This is a genomic window from Flavobacterium chuncheonense (assembly GCF_042686145.1).
Taxonomy (GTDB): domain Bacteria; phylum Bacteroidota; class Bacteroidia; order Flavobacteriales; family Flavobacteriaceae; genus Flavobacterium; species Flavobacterium chuncheonense.
The window spans coordinates 725,114-738,853 of sequence record NZ_JBHUPC010000013.1; the positions used below are offsets into that span (position 1 = coordinate 725,114).

Below are 13,740 nucleotides of genomic sequence, written 5' to 3' on the forward strand. Positions count from 1 at the left end.
CTTTAGGAATGGCTATATTACTTAAGTATAAAGTAATGAAGGCATTTTACTTTTCCCTACGCTAGTATTAACTAGATCAGGTTCAAAGGGTAATTCTCAGCCTGTAATTGATACAGACACCCCTAAAGCATGACAAATATAAGTATTTATTGTAATAAAAGCGGAATATTATTTTTTTCTTGTCCAGCAATCCAAAACGTGGTCGTTTACCATACCTGTAGCTTGCATATGTGCATAAACTACTGTAGAGCCCACAAATTTAAAGCCTCTTTTTTTAAGGTCTTTGCTTAGTTTGTCTGAAATTGCTGTTGTAGCGGGAACTTCGGTTAAGTCCTTGGGTTTGTTGTCTATTGGTTTTCCATCAACAAAATTCCAAATGTATTTTGAAAAGGTTCCGTATTCTTTTTGTGTTGCTAAAAAGGCTTGAGCATTAGTAACAGTAGCTTTTATTTTGAGTTTGTTGCGTATAATACCTGTGTCTTCTGCAAGGCTGTCGAGTTTCTCTTGTGAATATGTAGCAATTTTTTCTACATCGAAATTGTCAAAAGCTTTTCTAAAATTTTCTCTTTTTGCTAAAACGGTATACCAACTTAATCCAGCTTGGAAAGTTTCAAGTATTAAAAATTCAAATATGGTTGCATCGTCATAGATAGGAATGCCCCATTCTAAATCGTGGTAATTACGATATAAATCGTCTTTTTCACACCAAGCACATCTGTTTTTCGCTTCCATTACTGATTGAATTTTGGTAAGGTTCTGATGTATAATTCTTCTACTTTATTTCGTGCCCAATCCGTTTTTCTAAGAAATTTTAGACTTGAATTTACAGATGGATTTTCATTAAAGCATTTGATGTTGATGAGTTCGCCTAAGGTGTCAAAGCCATAGAATGATACTAATTGTTCTACCATAACTTTTAATGTAATTCCGTGAAGAGGGTCGTTGTGTTGCATAAAGTAAAAGTAATAAAAAAACCGCAATGGTTAGATTGCGGTTTTTTCTATTTTGGGTTTAGAATAAATTATCCTAAAGCAACTCTTTGGAATCCTGTAATTGTTAAGTTTCCATCAACAGATTTGATGTAAGCAGCAACACTCATAGAACCATCTTTGATATAATCTTGGTTTACTAAAGTATTGTCTTTGTAGAAACGTTGGATTTTACCTTTAGAAATGTTGTCTAACATAGCTTCTGGTTTTCCTTCAGCTCTTAATTGCTCTTTAGCAATTTCGATTTCTTTTTCAATGATTGCAGCGTCAACACCAGCTTCGTTTAAAGCAATTGGGTTCATAGCTGCAGCTTGCATTGCAACGTTTTTAGCAGCCTCTTCAGCACCTTCTACATTAGCAGATAAAGAAACTAAAGTAGCGATTTTACCAGCGTGTACGTAAGAACCAACAAAAGCACCTTCTAAACGCTCAAAAGCACCGATTTCAATTTTCTCACCGATAACTCCAGTTTGCTCGATTAATTTCTCAGCAACTGTAATTCCGTTGAAATCTGAAGCTAATAATTCTTCTTTAGTAGCAAAGTTTAAAGCTTGGTTTGCTAAATCTGTAGCTAATTTTACGAAAGATTCGTTTTTACCAACGAAGTCAGTCTCACAGTTTAATGTGATAGCTACACCAGCAGTATTGTCTGCATTGATAACAGCGATAGCTGCACCTTCTGTAGACTCTCTGTCTGAACGGTTAGCAGCAACTTTTTGTCCTTTTTTACGTAGGATTTCAATTGCTTTGTCAAAATCTCCTTCAGCTTCAACTAAAGCTTTTTTACAGTCCATCATACCAGCACCGGTAGCTGTTCTTAATTTATTTACGTCTGCAGCAGTGATATTTGCCATAACTTTATTTTTTATTTTTTAAATGTAAAAATTCCAAAATTCAAAAACCAAATTCCTATTTTAAATTATTATCAACTTTTGGTTTCTAATAGAACAGGAATTTGGAATTTGTATTTTGGAATTACTATTCTATTGTTATTCGTTTGAAGTTGTAGCTTCAGCAGTAGTTGTATCTACTTCTTTAGCTGGTTGCTCGTCTTTTTCAGCTTTTCTGTCAGAAAGACCATCAACAATAGCACCAGAAACTAAGCTAAGAACTTTTTCAATTGATTTAGAAGCATCATCATTTGCAGGGATAACAAAATCAATAGGACGTGGGTCCGAGTTTGTATCAACCATTGCAAAAACTGGAATGTTTAATTTTTGAGCTTCTTTAATTGCAATATGTTCAGCTTTAACATCCACAACAAATAAAGCCGCTGGCAATCTTGTCATGTCTGCAATAGAACCTAAGTTTTTCTCTAATTTAGCACGTAAACGATCTACTTGTAAACGCTCTTTTTTAGATAATGTCATGAAAGTTCCATCTTTCTTCATTCTATCGATAGAAGCCATTTTCTTAACAGCTTTACGGATAGTTACGAAGTTAGTTAACATACCACCTGGCCATCTTTCAGTGATGTATGGCATGTTACATGCAGTTGCTTTCTCAGCAACGATGTCTTTAGCTTGTTTTTTAGTAGCTACGAAAAGTACTTTTCTACCAGATGCAGCGATTTTCTTTAAAGCTTCGTTAGCTTCTTCGATTTTAGCTGCTGTTTTATATAGGTTAATGATATGAATACCATTACGCTCCATATAAATGTAAGGAGCCATGTTTGGATCCCACTTACGAGTCATGTGTCCAAAGTGAACACCTGCTTCTAATAATTCTTTGACTTCTATATTGTTTGCCATTTTTGTAATAGTTTACGTTCCGTTGATTAGCAATGAATAAGTAGCGATTTCTCTGGTCTTAAACATTTAGATGCTAAACTAATTTCCTTTTTAAAAGAAATAACGACAACTGTGTTTTTAATTTCAATAATAAATGAACGAGAAATTGATTAACGTTTAGAGAATTGGAATTTCTTACGTGCTTTCTTCTGACCAAATTTCTTACGTTCAACCATTCTTGGATCTCTTGTTAATAATCCTTCTGGTTTTAAAATAGCTCTGTTCTCAGTTTCAACTTCACACATTACACGTGCTAAAGCCATACGTACAGCCTCAGCTTGTCCTGTAGTACCACCACCATAAACGTTTACTTTTACGTCAAAGTTTTCTGCATTTTCAGTCATTGCTAAAGGTTGCATAACTTTGTATTGTAAAGTAGCTGTTGGGAAATAAGTAGCTAAGTCTTTTTTGTTAACTGTGATTTTTCCTGTTCCTTCTGTAACATATACACGAGCTACAGCGCATTTTCTTCTGCCTATTTTGTGAATAACTCCCATTACTTAAGATCGTTTAGGTTTACAGTTCTAGGCTTTTGAGCTTCTTGCTTGTGCTCTGCACCTACATATACATTTAAATTTCTGAATAGTTCAGCTCCTAATTTGTTTTTAGGTAACATTCCTTTTACAGCTTTTTCTACTAATAAAGCAGGATTTTTCTCTTGCATTACTTTAGCAGTTAAGCTTCTTTGTCCACCTGGGTAACCTGTGTGACGGATATACGTCTTATCAGCAAGTTTGTTTCCAGTTAGGTTGATTTTCTCTGCGTTGATAACGATTACGTTGTCACCACAGTCTACGTGAGGCGTATAATTAGGCTTGTATTTACCTCTTAAAAGCATTGCTACTTTAGAAGCAAAACGTCCCAAGTTATGTCCTTCAGCGTCAACAATAATCCATTCTTTTTGAACGGTTGCTTTATTTGCTGACACGGTTTTGTAACTTAATGTGTTCACAATAATTAATTTAAATTAAACATTCCATTCCCAATTAAGGGAGTGCAAAAGTACAATTATTTATTGATTATCCAAACACGATGAGGAATTATTTATTTTTTTAAAAGGTTTTAAAAATCTATTTTTCTTTGACAAAATTAAATTTCATTCCACCTTGTTTCAGTACTAGTGAATCGGTATTAAAACTAATCTCAATGCCTGCTGCAGGGAAAACAAATGTTTTGTCGTCTTGAATTGTTAAAGGGAAAGCACCTTGGCCAGTTGCTTGAGCCATGAGTTCACCACTTTTTTCGAAAACTTTTAATTTTAATGGAATGTCCTTTGATGTGTAATCGCCTGAATATTGAGCAATTAATTCAGGTGTTACTGTTTTAAAGGTTGGCATTGGGAATGGTAATTTGTAGTAAATACTTAAAATACCAATCATGATGTCGTTTTGGTTGTAGTTGTCTCCATTCATCGTTAAGGCTATACCAGTTTGTTCTGTTGGATAATATCCTACTACTGATTTGAAGTTTTCTATAGCGCCAGAGTGCCCGAAAAAATTGCGTTCGCCGAAAGGCATCTGTATTAAGGCTGCTCCATAACCTTCTTTCACCTCAGTCATTTGGCTTAGTGTTTTTTTATTCACCAATTTTCCTTCAAAAAGGTTGAAATAGAATCGTGTTAAATCAGCAGAGGTTGAAATAATTCCTCCTGCTGAAAAAGCGGTTTCGTTTTTCCATTCTGGGAATTGTTCCCATTTTTTACCGTTAAAACTATAAGAATAACTTTCTTTGTTGTTTGGATCTGTGTTTTCTGTTTTGTAATAGGTAGTAGCCTCGAAAACTTGTTTTTTAACGGCTCCTTTGTCTGTCATTTCCAATTTTTCATTGGAATTCCCAAGACCCGCTTTTTGAACGATGCGCTCGTTTAAATTTTCTTGGTATGTTTTTTTAGTAATTTTTTCCAATATTCCACCAAGAAGATAATAATTGGAATCGCTATACTCGAATTTACTCCCAGGAGTAAAGCGTGATTTGTAATTTTCTATTTTATTGTAAATAGCTGATTTGATATTAGCTGCATTTTCTTCTTCAGTTGTTAAACTGTCGTGATTGATATAATCGGGGATGCCAGAACGTTGGTACAGTAAATCGTATATTGAAATGCTATCTGATTTCGCTACTTTAGGGAAAAACTTATGCAATTTTGTTTCCATTCGAAGTTTTTTCTCTTCTATTAATTGCATAATCATTACCGCGGTAAATGTTTTGGTAATCGATCCGATTTTGTATTTGGTTAATCTATTTGCTTTAATATTTTGGTCAACATCTGCAAAACCATACGCTTTATTGAAAACAACATTTTCACCTTCACGTATGGTTAATGATCCCATGAACTTGTTGTTTTCATTTAATAATTTTAAGTAATTGTCGATTTTCTCAAAACGATCTTGAGAGAATACGAGTGTTGAAAATAAAATTGAAAAAACGAATAGATACTTTTTCATACAATAAATCAAACTTTAAAATTAATGTGCTTCTAGCCAATCTTTACCTAAACCTAAATCAACTACTAATGGAACTTCTAATTTGAAAGCATTTTCCATTTCCGATTGAATCATAGGTTGAATTTTTTCTAACTCCTCATTATGAACGTCAAAAACCAATTCATCGTGCACTTGTAATAACATTTTTGATTTCCAATTCTCTGCTTTTAATCGCTTGTGAATGTTAATCATAGCAATTTTAATAATGTCAGCAGCGCTACCTTGTATAGGAGCATTTACAGCATTTCGCTCAGCCGCTCCACGTACTACAGCATTTGCCGAATTGATGTCTTTTAAATAACGACGTCTGCCTAAAACAGTTTGTACATAGCCATTTTCGCGTGCAAATTCAATTTGATCTTGAATGTAAGCTTTTAATTTTGGATAGGTGTTGTAATACGCTTCAATTAAAGCGGCACTTTCACTACGGCTCAAATCGGTTTGATTGCTCAATCCAAAAGCAGATACTCCATAAATTATACCAAAGTTTACCGTTTTAGCATTACTACGTTGTTCGCGTGTCACTTCTTCAAGGGCAACATTGAAAACTTTTGATGCAGTTGATTTATGAATGTCCTCGCCGTGTTGGAATGCTTTTATCATGTTCTCTTCACCAGATAGTGCTGCTATGATACGCAATTCAATTTGCGAGTAATCGGCAGCTAACAAAGTATAGTTTTCGTCTCTAGCAATAAAAGCTTTACGGATTTGTCTTCCTCTTTCGGTACGTATCGGGATGTTTTGAAGGTTTGGATTGTTGGAACTCAAGCGGCCTGTTGCGGCAACTGTTTGCATATAATCGGTATGCACGCGATTTGTTTTTGGATCTACTTGGTTTGGTAAAGCATCTACATAGGTGCTTTTTAATTTTACCAATTGACGCCATTCTAAAATGTGACGAACGATTTCGTTGTCTTTGGCTAGATAACTTAAGATTTCTTCTCCTGTTGCATACTGACCTGTTTTGGTTCTCTTTTGTTTTGGTCCGCCAATTTTTAATTTTTCGAATAAAATATCACCCAATTGTTTTGGTGATGCTAAGTTGAAGGATTCACCAGCAATTTCGTAAATTTTAGTTTCGAATGTGTCAATCTCTTTTTGCATTTCGATAGACATTGCTTTCAAGAAATCAACATCTAAACGAATTCCTTCGCATTCCATTGCGGCTAAAACGGCTACTAGTGGAATTTCGATTTCATCAAATAATTTTTTAGTACCAACTCTTTCTAAAATCGGTTGAAAGTGTTCTTTTAATTGATAAGTAATATCGGCATCTTCAGCAGCATATTCTTTGATGTCTTCAAAAGCCACATCACGCATGGATTTTTGATTTTTCCCTTTTTTCCCAATTAAACTTTCGATTGGTTTTGGAGAATATTTCAAATACGTTTCAGATAGTACATCCATGTTATGACGCATATCTGGATTAATCAGATAATGTGCAATCATGGTATCAAATAAATGACCTTTTACTTCAATTCCGTAGTTGGCTAATACTTTGATGTCGTATTTTAAATTTTGGCCAATTTTTTCAATATTTTCATTTGAAAAGAACGGAACTAATTTCTCGGCTAAAGCTTTAGCGTCTTCTTGATTTTCTGGAAACGGGATGTAAAAACCCTTTCCTTTTTCCCATGAAAAGGCAATTCCTACAAGTTCGGCATTTAATGCATCGATTCCTGTAGTTTCGGTATCAAAACAAACCGAAGTTTGTTGTTCTAAGTTTTGAAGGAATAATTTTAAGCCCAAATCACCTTGAATGATTTGGTAAAAATGTTCTGTTGTATCCAAAGTAGCATAAAACGAATGTGAAGTTGGACTTTTTTCTTCATCACTAAAACCAAATAAATCCATTTGGTTTTCCGCTGATTTTTTAGTTGTTGCTTTTTTAAGAGTTCCTTCAGTTGTTCCGTTTGTTTCTATTTCATCATAATCCTTACCTGAAGAGAATAATTTGTCAAACAATGCTTTCATTTGACGGAATTCAAGCTCTTGAAAAATTTCATCTGTTTTTTCAACATCTGGTTTTGAAAGTTCAAAATCTTTTTCGTCAAATTGAACCGGACAATCGAGTAGGATAGTGGCTAGTTTTTTGGATAAGATTCCTTTTTCTTTATTGGCTTCGATGTTTTCTTTCATTTTGCCTTTTAGCTCGTGTGTGTTTGCTAAAAGATTTTCCATGGTACCGTATTGAGCTAAGAATTTCTTAGCTGTTTTTTCGCCTACACCTGGTAATCCCGGAATGTTGTCGACTGCATCACCCATCATTCCTAAAAAGTCGATAACTTGATCAGGGCGTTCTACTTCAAATTTTTCTTGAACTTCAGGGATTCCCCAAATTTCAATACCGTTACCCATACGAGCTGGTCGGTACATGAAAATGTTTTCTGAAACCAATTGCGCAAAATCCTTATCCGGAGTTACCATGAACACTTGGAAACCTTCTTTTTCAGCTTGTTTTGCCAAAGTCCCGATTAAATCATCTGCTTCATAACCCGCTTTTTCCATAATCGGAATGTGCATGGCCTTTAATAATTCCTGAATGTATGGAACGGCTATTTTTATGGCTTCCGGTGTTTCGTCACGATTGGCTTTGTAAGCTTCATACATTTCTAATCGATAATCACTACCGCCTTTATCAAATGCAACAGCAAGATGGTCTGGTTTTTCACGTTTAATAACATCCATAAGGGAATTCATAAAGCCCATTATGGCAGAAGTATCCATTCCTTTTGAGTTGATTCTAGGGTTTTTGATAAAGGCATAATATCCTCTAAAAATTAAAGCGTAGGCATCGAGTAGAAATAAGCGTTTTTGTGACATGAAGTGGAATTTTATTCAAAAGGTAAAAATACAATTCTTAATTAAAAAATGTTTGTTAAAATTGAATTAATACAGGAGGCTATTGTTCAAGGAGTTGGTTACTTTTGTATAAAAAAATAAAATGCGTTGGATTATCCCTATAATATTAGTTTTGTTGGTCGAATTGTACTCTTTTCAAGCAGTAAAAACCGTTTTTAAATCAAAATGGGTTCTGGGTATTTATGTTTTAGTATCGCTTGCAATTATAACTTATATTGCTTTGTTTGTATATGCTCATGATAGAGGTAGTGGACAGAATCGCCAATCGATGTATACAATTGGGTTGTTTTTAATTACCATTTTACCCAAGGTAGTAATTACCATTGTTTTGCTGGGAGAAGATATCTATCGTTTTTTGGCTGGAGTTTTAATTCACTTCTTAGGAACAACCGATATGGATACATTCTTACCAAACAGAAGAAGGTTTGTGAGTCAAATTGCGCTTGGTTTAGCAGCAATCCCATTTAGTTCTTTATTGTATGGTATGACAGTTGGGAAATATAATTTTAAAGTAATTCGTAAAAAAGTTTTTTTTCCTGATTTACCAGATAGTTTTGACGGTTTAACTATTACACATATTTCAGATATTCACAGTGGAAGTTTTGATGATTCCGAGAAAATTCAATATGCAATCGATTTGATAAACGGTCAGCAATCAGATTTGGTTTTATTTACTGGTGATATTGTGAATACGGTTGCGAGTGAAATGCATCCTTGGATTGAGACTTTTAAAGGAATTTATAACCCAAAATACGGTAAATATTCGGTTTTAGGGAATCATGATTATGGTGAGTATTTTGATTGGGATTCTGAAGCAGACAAAGCAGCAAATTTTGAAGCGATAAAAGATTTACACCGTCAGATAGATTTTAAGTTATTGTTAAATGAGAATGTGACCATTCAAAATGAGAATGATAGTATTAAATTAGTGGGAGTAGAAAATTGGGGATTACATTTTAAGAAAGCAGGTGATTTGAAAAAAGCTTCTGAAGGCTTATCAAAAGAGGATTTTAAAATTTTGATGAGTCATGATCCGAGTCATTGGGATGCAGAAGTGCAACATCATGAAGATCATTATCATTTAACACTTTCTGGCCATACACATGGATTTCAATTTGGAATAGAAGTGCCAGGATGGATAAAGTGGAGTCCTGTTCAGTATGTGTATAAGCAATGGGCTGGGATGTATGAAAACAATGGGCGTCATATTTATGTAAACCGTGGATTTGGGTTTCATGCGTATCCTGGTAGGGTAGGAATTATGCCGGAAATTACAGTATTAGAACTAAAAAAGGGCGAAAAATTAGCGTAATCCGGTAAAAATGCTACATTTGTATATTGCTTTCTTTGATAGAATTAATTTATTTGAGAACAAAAATCATCTTTTATGTCAAAATTTGGAGAACTTATCGATGCTCAAGTGCCTGTATTGATTGATTTTTTTACAGAATGGAATGAGCCATCAATGATGATGAATGAAGTTATTCGCGATGTGGCTGCGGCACTAGGGGATAAAGCAAAAGTTATTAAAATTGATGTTGATAAAAATAAAGAACTCGCTGATGCTTTAAGGGTTAAAGGGCTTCCTACGCTGATGATTTATAAATCGGGACAAATGGTGTGGAGGCAAAGTGGAGAGCTAGATGCAAACACTTTGATAACATTGGTTCAAGAGCAAGTTTAACGGATTCGGTCAAACTGAAATCCTTTTAATTTTAAAGCTGCAATGGTTTTAGGTAAAGCAAATTCAAGATTTGATTTTGCCTTTAAGCTGTCATGAAAAACAATGACACTGCCTTGTGTTGTGTTTTTTAATACATTTTCCAAACACTTTTCTTTTGTGGTTTTAGTATCAAAATCATAGCTCAATACTTCCCACATTATAATTTCATAACCCATTTTTTGCAGCATTTTTGCTTGCTTGTTTTTGATTTTTCCATAAGGTGGACGGAAAAGTTTTCGCTTAGGTAAGGAGTGACTAACTTCACTTGTTGTGGTTTCCCAAAGCATTGCGTTTTTATAGTAAGTTCCCGTTTGAGTGTTCCATCCATTCAAATGGTTGTAGGTGTGGTTGCCAATACTATGTCCTTCTGACAAAATACGTTTAAAGATATCGGGATTTTTTTTAATATTTTCACCAATACAGAAGAAAGTAGCTTTTATATTTTCTTGTTTTAAAATATCCAAAACCCATTCGGTTACATGCGGAATAGGTCCATCGTCAAAAGTGAGATAGACTTTTTTAGAAGTATTAGAAATAGACCAAATGTAATTTGGAAAGAGTAGTTTGAGCCATTTACTTGTTTTGACAAATTTCATTGTATTTGGGTTTAAAAAAAGCAAGTCAGTGAATAACTGACTTGCTTTTTTTCTTATTCCATGTCTCTTCCAAAGCGAAGGAACATTTTGTTGTAATTGTTGAATTTTACTTTTTCTTGGTTGTAAAAATCAAGATCGCCTTGTTTTTTCATAATTTCAAGAAGGCTTCGGTAGCGTTCAATACTCGAACTGATTTCGTAAACATATTCGTTTTGATCACGATTTGAAAGTGAGTTGTAATAGGTTAACTCTTCTTGGTACTTGCGTATCAAATGTGATAAAATGCTTCGCGCTTCATCTTTTTTACCTATTTCATATGAACCTTCTGCAAAAGGTTCCACTAAAGTGTAATATTCAAAATAGTCAATTGGCATCTTTTCCATTGCTATTTCAATAATTTCTTTGGCTTTTTCATTTTTACCCTCATTGATTAATGTTTCCATTAATCGGGCTAAATTGGTTCTGTAGGTAATTCCGTTTCTTCTCGTTTCAGGATCGTGATAGATTTCAGGACTACCACTATTACCCCAATCAAGATTTTTGAAAATTGCATAATTTTTATCAGAATCAATGAATCCCATTTCCATTGGGTTAGGTCTTCCTTTTTGAGCCGTTTTGATAGGAACTAGTTTAAAGCATAAACCGTCAAGTTCAAGATAGTCTTTCATCCATAAGTAGTCTTCTTCTCCAAAACTTCCTCCTGTAAAGTACACAGGGCGTTTCCAGTTGTTTTGGTTGATGATATCAAGCATCATTAAACGGTTTTTGTATAATGCGTCTTTCTTGATTTTAAACTGTATCATCGGAACGATTGAGTCGTAGTATTTCGGTGCTACAACTTTGTTTTTAATAATACGCTCCTTGTCAATAGGAATAACTATTTTATCCGTTGGGAAATAGTTAACCGATTGACCACTTCTCAATTCAATTTTTGCTCTTTCATCATCCAAAGACATGAATTGGATTAAATTATCCAAAGTAATAGAGTCTTTTGTCTTTTCAATTAAGAAACTGTAATCTCTATTACTACCTCTATATTGTTCATGGGTGAACGAAATTGGAACGGGGTCAGATTCGTAAGCTTTTCTCTTCATTTGATCGATATACCAATCGGTCATGAATAAACTAGTATTTACAATTCTTACATCTGTTCTGTAATGCTCTACTTCTTGCGCATACCAAAGTGGGAAGGTGTCGTTGTCGCCAATTGTGAAAAGTATTGCATTTTCTTCGCATGAATCCAAATAAGCTTTTGCCATTGCAAGAGCAGTATATTTTTTAGAACGATTGTGATCGTCCCAGTTTTCTTTAGCCATCAACACCGGTGCTGCTAGCATAGAAATGGTTAAAACAACCGGAACAGCAACTTTAGGTTGTAAATATTTCTTTAAACCTTCGTAAATGCCGTATATTCCAAATCCGATCCACATTGCAAAAACATAGAATGATCCTACTAAGGCGTAATCTCTTTCTCTAGGTTCAAATGGTCTTTCGTTTAAGTATATTTTTAATGCAATACCAGTAAATAAGAATAATACAAGTAATACATAGAAGCTTTTTAAGTCTTTACGAGCGTGGAAAATCATTCCGATAACCCCCAAGATGAAAGGAAGGAAGAAATAAGTATTACGTCCTTTGTTGTTTTTCATGTCCGATGTTAACTGACTTTGATTGCCTAGTCGTATTGCGTCTAGAGGTTCAATTCCGCTTATCCAATTTCCATTTAAGTGATCACCTTTCCATTGGATATCACTTTGCCTACCAACAAAGTTCCACATTAAATAGCGCCAATACATGTATCCAAATTGATATTCAAACATGAATTTCATATTGTTGGCAAATGACGGTTTTTCAACCACCAAGTACTCTCCATAGCTTTTTAAGAAGCTATCGTAATCCTCTAAGTCGAGACGACCGCTGTTAAATGCAGTTCTGAATTGTGCAACAATATCTACTAATTCTTGAGCATCTGAGTATTCGGATTTAATTCTAAAATCCAATGGTTCAGTGAAGCTCATGTAATTAACACTGTGGTCGTCACTCCACATTCTTGGAAGGAATCCTTTATGATTGTCGTCTGTGTTTTGTTTAGCGTTTTTAAAGTTGTTGGTAATGATATATTTACCTGTATTATAATCCCTTTCGTAGTTAGGTTTTTCATCTAAATACGGATTGTTTTCGTCTAAACCAGAATATGCATGTGAAAATTGAGGACCGAAAAATAATTTTTGTTCTCCATATTGTTCTCTATTATAATATGCCAATACCTCTGCTGCATCCGAAGGTTTGTTTTCGTTGATTGGAGGGTTAGCATTTGCTCTAATTGGTAGCATGAACCAAGTAGAGAAACCAATTAAAACAAAAAGAATTGATAAAATTATAGTGTTGTAAAAAACATGTCCTTTTTTGCGAGTATAGTTTAATCCAAAGTAAAAAAGGGCGATTATCACTACAAAAGCAAAGATGGTTCCCGAATTAAAAGGTAAGCCTAAGCTGTTAACCATAAAAATTTCTGTTTTACCAAAAAAGGCTAAAGTGTACGGGAGTAATAATTTAAAGATGAAAAGTAATACTGCAATAATTACAATGTTTGCTAGTATAAAACTTTTTGGAGTGATGTTTTTATATTTTTTAAAATAATATAAAAAGCCAATTGAAGGTATTGTCAACAAGGCCATAAAGTGAACACCGAAGGACAATCCGACAACTAATGAAATTATCAGCAGCCATTTGTTTCCTTTAGGTTTGTCCATATCTTGCTCCCATCTTAATCCTAACCATAAAAGGACAGCGATTAATAATGAGGCCATTGCATATACTTCTGCTTCTACTGCATTGAACCAAAAGCTATCGGTAAATGTAAAGGCTAAGGATGCAATGAAAGAACTGCCTAATACCATTTTTAAAGTATTATTATCTGTATTGTTTTTAATGAAAAGGCGTTTCATGAGTAAAGTTAACGACCAAAACATAAATAGTATAGTAAAGGCGCTTGAGAATACCGACATCATGTTTACCATTAGTGCAATTTTATCGGCGCTAGTAGCAAACATAGCAAAAAAGGCCCCTAGCATTTGAAATAGAGGTGCTCCAGGAGGGTGTCCGATTTCTAATTTGGCTGATGTTGCAATATATTCGCTACAATCCCAAAAACTAATTGTTGGTTCTACAGTTAAAGAGTAAGTAATCAGAGCAAAAGCAAAAACTATCCAACCTAAAATGGTGTTCCACTTTTTAAAGTTTATTGGCGTCATATAATTGTATGATTTATTGATAACTTTTAGTATTACAAAGAAA

At 34.2% G+C, this 13,740-nt stretch carries 12 protein-coding genes and 1 riboswitch; of the genes, 2 read left to right on the top strand and 10 right to left on the bottom strand.

What is annotated here, in order from left to right:
- Positions 1-36: 36 nt before the first annotated feature.
- Positions 37-134, bottom strand: a riboswitch (TPP riboswitch).
- A 34-nt stretch (positions 135-168) separates the two neighbouring features.
- The 8 genes from ACFS5J_RS10865 to polA form a co-directional block, all read right to left on the bottom strand.
- Positions 169-732: a DNA-3-methyladenine glycosylase I gene (locus ACFS5J_RS10865; RefSeq protein ID WP_379812187.1), complete on the bottom strand. Its 564-nt coding sequence runs from the start codon at positions 730-732 to the stop codon at positions 169-171.
- Complete coding sequence (locus ACFS5J_RS10870; protein WP_379812188.1) at positions 732-953, bottom strand: VF530 family protein; 222 nt, start codon at positions 951-953, stop codon at positions 732-734. Before ACFS5J_RS10870 ends, ACFS5J_RS10865 begins: the two co-directional genes overlap by 1 nt.
- 68 nt (positions 954-1,021) lie before the next feature.
- On the bottom strand, positions 1,022-1,843 hold the full coding sequence (gene tsf / locus ACFS5J_RS10875) for a translation elongation factor Ts (RefSeq protein WP_379812189.1): 822 nt from the start codon (positions 1,841-1,843) through the stop codon (positions 1,022-1,024).
- A gap of 135 nt (positions 1,844-1,978) precedes the next feature.
- Entirely contained in the window at positions 1,979-2,740 is a 762-nt protein-coding gene (gene rpsB / locus ACFS5J_RS10880; protein ID WP_379812190.1) for a 30S ribosomal protein S2, read from the bottom strand.
- A gap of 149 nt (positions 2,741-2,889) precedes the next feature.
- On the bottom strand, positions 2,890-3,276 hold the full coding sequence (rpsI, locus tag ACFS5J_RS10885; protein ID WP_379812191.1) for a 30S ribosomal protein S9: 387 nt from the start codon (positions 3,274-3,276) through the stop codon (positions 2,890-2,892).
- The gene (rplM, locus tag ACFS5J_RS10890) at positions 3,276-3,731 is read right to left on the bottom strand and encodes a 50S ribosomal protein L13 (protein WP_379812192.1); all 456 of its coding nucleotides are present in this window, start codon (positions 3,729-3,731) and stop codon (positions 3,276-3,278) included. The genes rpsI and rplM overlap by 1 nt, the downstream gene beginning before the upstream one ends.
- A gap of 118 nt (positions 3,732-3,849) precedes the next feature.
- The gene (locus ACFS5J_RS10895) at positions 3,850-5,223 is read right to left on the bottom strand and encodes a serine hydrolase domain-containing protein (protein ID WP_379812193.1); all 1,374 of its coding nucleotides are present in this window, start codon (positions 5,221-5,223) and stop codon (positions 3,850-3,852) included.
- A 21-nt stretch (positions 5,224-5,244) separates the two neighbouring features.
- Positions 5,245-8,085: a DNA polymerase I gene (gene polA / locus ACFS5J_RS10900; RefSeq protein ID WP_379812194.1), complete on the bottom strand. Its 2,841-nt coding sequence runs from the start codon at positions 8,083-8,085 to the stop codon at positions 5,245-5,247.
- Positions 8,086-8,206: 121 nt separating this feature from the next.
- Here polA and ACFS5J_RS10905 point away from each other — a divergent pair, with 121 nt between their 5' ends.
- Entirely contained in the window at positions 8,207-9,436 is a 1,230-nt protein-coding gene (locus ACFS5J_RS10905; protein WP_379812195.1) for a metallophosphoesterase, read from the top strand.
- A 75-nt stretch (positions 9,437-9,511) separates the two neighbouring features.
- Positions 9,512-9,808 (top strand): thioredoxin family protein, encoded by a 297-nt coding sequence (locus ACFS5J_RS10910; RefSeq protein WP_379812196.1) that lies wholly within the window; start codon positions 9,512-9,514, stop codon positions 9,806-9,808.
- Here the strand turns inward: ACFS5J_RS10910 and ACFS5J_RS10915 are convergent.
- Positions 9,805-10,443: a polysaccharide deacetylase family protein gene (locus ACFS5J_RS10915; RefSeq protein WP_379812197.1), complete on the bottom strand. Its 639-nt coding sequence runs from the start codon at positions 10,441-10,443 to the stop codon at positions 9,805-9,807. The genes ACFS5J_RS10910 and ACFS5J_RS10915 overlap by 4 nt on opposite strands.
- 53 nt (positions 10,444-10,496) lie before the next feature.
- A complete protein-coding gene (locus tag ACFS5J_RS10920; protein WP_379812198.1) occupies positions 10,497-13,697 on the bottom strand; it encodes a protein O-mannosyl-transferase family in 3,201 nt (1,066 codons plus the stop codon).
- Between the last annotated feature and the right edge of the window lie 43 nt (positions 13,698-13,740).

What these genes read in the sequence shown, in the direction of transcription:
- tsf (WP_379812189.1), bottom strand. Translation starts at nt 1,843, where the DNA reads ATGGCAAATATCACTGCTGCAGACGTAAATAAATTAAGAACAGCTACC.
- ACFS5J_RS10905 (WP_379812195.1), top strand. Translation starts at nt 8,207, where the DNA reads ATGCGTTGGATTATCCCTATAATATTAGTTTTGTTGGTCGAATTGTAC.
- rpsI (WP_379812191.1), bottom strand. Translation starts at nt 3,276, where the DNA reads ATGGGAGTTATTCACAAAATAGGCAGAAGAAAATGCGCTGTAGCTCGT.
- ACFS5J_RS10865 (WP_379812187.1), bottom strand. Translation starts at nt 732, where the DNA reads ATGGAAGCGAAAAACAGATGTGCTTGGTGTGAAAAAGACGATTTATAT.
- ACFS5J_RS10870 (WP_379812188.1), bottom strand. Translation starts at nt 953, where the DNA reads ATGCAACACAACGACCCTCTTCACGGAATTACATTAAAAGTTATGGTA.
- ACFS5J_RS10920 (WP_379812198.1), bottom strand. Translation starts at nt 13,697, where the DNA reads ATGACGCCAATAAACTTTAAAAAGTGGAACACCATTTTAGGTTGGATA.
- ACFS5J_RS10910 (WP_379812196.1), top strand. Translation starts at nt 9,512, where the DNA reads ATGTCAAAATTTGGAGAACTTATCGATGCTCAAGTGCCTGTATTGATT.
- ACFS5J_RS10915 (WP_379812197.1), bottom strand. Translation starts at nt 10,443, where the DNA reads ATGAAATTTGTCAAAACAAGTAAATGGCTCAAACTACTCTTTCCAAAT.
- ACFS5J_RS10895 (WP_379812193.1), bottom strand. Translation starts at nt 5,223, where the DNA reads ATGAAAAAGTATCTATTCGTTTTTTCAATTTTATTTTCAACACTCGTA.
- rpsB (WP_379812190.1), bottom strand. Translation starts at nt 2,740, where the DNA reads ATGGCAAACAATATAGAAGTCAAAGAATTATTAGAAGCAGGTGTTCAC.
- polA (WP_379812194.1), bottom strand. Translation starts at nt 8,085, where the DNA reads ATGTCACAAAAACGCTTATTTCTACTCGATGCCTACGCTTTAATTTTT.